This window comes from Pseudoalteromonas sp. S16_S37, assembly GCF_014694405.1.
Taxonomy (GTDB): Bacteria; Pseudomonadota; Gammaproteobacteria; order Enterobacterales; family Alteromonadaceae; genus Pseudoalteromonas.
Map to the genome: position 1 here is coordinate 1 of NZ_JAAUWV010000120.1, position 2,467 is coordinate 2,467.

General features: G+C 42.8%; 3 protein-coding genes. 1 reads left to right on the top strand and 2 read right to left on the bottom strand.

Features of this window, described 5'->3' with window-relative positions; genetic code table 11:
* Nucleotides 1-66 precede the first annotated feature (66 nt).
* Entirely contained in the window at nucleotides 67-861 is a 795-nt protein-coding gene (locus tag HC733_RS21960) for an FRG domain-containing protein (RefSeq protein ID WP_190367109.1), read from the bottom strand.
* Between the two features lie 33 nt (nucleotides 862-894).
* Nucleotides 895-1,446, bottom strand: coding sequence for a recombinase family protein (locus HC733_RS21965; RefSeq protein ID WP_190367110.1), 552 nt, complete (start codon nucleotides 1,444-1,446; stop codon nucleotides 895-897).
* A gap of 159 nt (nucleotides 1,447-1,605) precedes the next feature.
* Here HC733_RS21965 and HC733_RS21970 point away from each other — a divergent pair, with 159 nt between their 5' ends.
* Nucleotides 1,606-2,319, top strand: coding sequence for a hypothetical protein (locus HC733_RS21970; RefSeq protein ID WP_190367111.1), 714 nt, complete (start codon nucleotides 1,606-1,608; stop codon nucleotides 2,317-2,319).
* The last annotated feature ends 148 nt before the right edge of the window (nucleotides 2,320-2,467 follow it).

Genomic DNA, 2,467 nt, shown 5'->3' on the forward strand with positions numbered 1-2,467 from the left:
CGATTAAACCCAGAACTTTACTTGCCTTGGAACTATAAATCACAACGCATAGACTAAATTCTGGACTCAAGCATATTTTTGATGGTGAGTTACGCTAACTTGCCGTAAGCTCACAATATGTATACATTTCAAAATATCGCTTCGGTTGTGCCTTTTTAAAAACGTATCTAATGGTTCATTATTATTGCCATGAATCGTAAAGGCACTGTGCTGCAAATCCATTCTACCATCTAAAGAGCTAGCTTCAATTGCCAGCGGATATTCCCAAGTAAATGACTTTAAAGAATTTGATGGTGAAAGCAAAAAGAGGGGATATGGTAAATACTCATCTAAAGAGTACGATTCAATATCAGTTGTTTCGTCATCACTTTTTGCAAAGTTAGACCATAACAAGCCTCCTTCAGCGATATAGTCAGGGTTTCCTACTTCATGAGCGTTAAAAACTCTTCTGTTGCCCATTTGCGAAGGGCAATATATCAAATTCAATCCTGTCACTAGTTTATTTAGAGAGTGTGGATCAAGAACCCATATTGCCCTGTGACCTTTCTCAGATAAAGGCTCTTGGGTAACGGCGAAGAACAATGCGACCAGAGGCGAACGTGACCAGTCTAGTAGTCTAGTTGGCAGACCATGGTGCTGCATTAAAGCGTATACTTTCCATGGGTTGTGGCTCTCTGTTTCTGAGTATTTGCCGTAATCACGGAGAAACCTGTATGCAACAGTGTCTTCTTTCGTCTTATCTAGCCCACGCCATTCAACTTGTGAACTGGGTTTGAAGTTGAGATCACCAACACCTCGGTACCAAAAATCGATATCATGGTCTGCTATCAGATCTAAGAATTGCCCCACACTTGAAATCACTACATTTTCCTTATGAATGTCTGCCAATCAAAGCTACTTTTTTGATCTGATGGCTTTATAAACCGTATTTCGAGAGATATTTAACTCTCTAGCGATTGTTGTAATAGGTTGATTTTGCTTGTGTAAGCGGTGGATATCAAGCTTTACGTCGTCGGATATTGGCCTGCGGCCTTTGTATTTACCCGCTTTTTTAGCGGCTGCAATGCCCTCTAGCTGGCGTTCTTTTCTGATATTGAGTTCAAACTCTGCGAATACGGCAAGCATATCTAAAAAGGCTTTGCCCGAGGCTGAGTTGGTTGAGATGGGCTGCTCTAGCGCTTGTAGCTGAATATCGTTGGATTTTAGGTGGTTTACTAAGGTTTGTAAGTCGAGTACGGAACGAGCGATACGGTCGACTCGAGTCACAATTAAGGAGTCACCAGCACGAAGGTAGCTAAGTAGGGCTTGAAACCCATCGCGTTTGGTATTCGATGCTGATGCCATATCGGTAAACACCTTGTCACAGCCCGCTTCCTCAAGTTTGACTACTTGTAAATCTAAAGACTGATCTGTGGTCGAAACTCGCGCATATCCAATCTTACTCATGGCAATTGTTCATTTAGCATGTAGACTAAATAAACATAGTGCGTACTAACGCCTTAAACCACCCTAAATGAACACTTTTAGTCTGTTTTGGTGATGTTCAACTAGGGTATACGCTATTTGAACTTGTGCTTTGCCGTCGTTTTAGGAAATGCCATCACAATGGACTTGCAACACCCCGACCTGATTTTAGTTAAACGCTTATCGGAGCATTCATGGTCTTACTTTGCGGTTGAAAGTATCGAGGGTACCGATGTGGTGTTGACGGATATTGAAAGCGGTGGGCGGTTTAATTTTGCAAAGCCAAGGCTTGAGCAACTGGTTTCAAACGGTCAGCTCAGAACCATCGCACGGGCTGAACTGCCCACCAAGCTAACCTTTAAACCACTCAGTAACGTCAAAAAGCCTAAAGCGGAGGCCGCGGAAGATGTTACATCCAAAAAAGAAATGCAGCGACGCTACAAGTATGTGCAAGGCGCAATTGAGCAAAGCGTTCCAGCATATACTGAGAAATGGTTAACCCCGTATATTACCCAGAAGGCGGCGGAGATAAACGACAGCAGCCCACCGTCATGGCGAACGCTAGCCTATTGGAACAAAACCTTTGTGGAAAGCGGCTGGGATAAACAAGCACTAATGCCCAAGCATAAAGCCAAAGGCAATCGAACCAAGCAACTACCTCAAGAAGTACATGACCTCATTGATGACGTGATCAATAAATACCTTCGTACTCATACGGTGGTGAGGTATCAGAAGGTCTATGAGCTGTTTCTTGAGCAACTTGGTAGGCTTAATTCTGAAAGGCGTGAGGCTGATTTAGTTGAGCTAAAACCATGCAGCTATAGATGGATAGTGATGAAGCTGAAAAATAAATAGTTTTTAAAGGAGAGTTTTTTGAACGTAGTTAGAGCTGGACCCCATTGGTTGGACACATAAGCTAACTTTTTAAGTGGTTGATCCAGTCATGCCGCGTATCTTTGCTTACCGAAGTAAACTTCATCAGGTGTTAGTTCGTTTAGCCCTT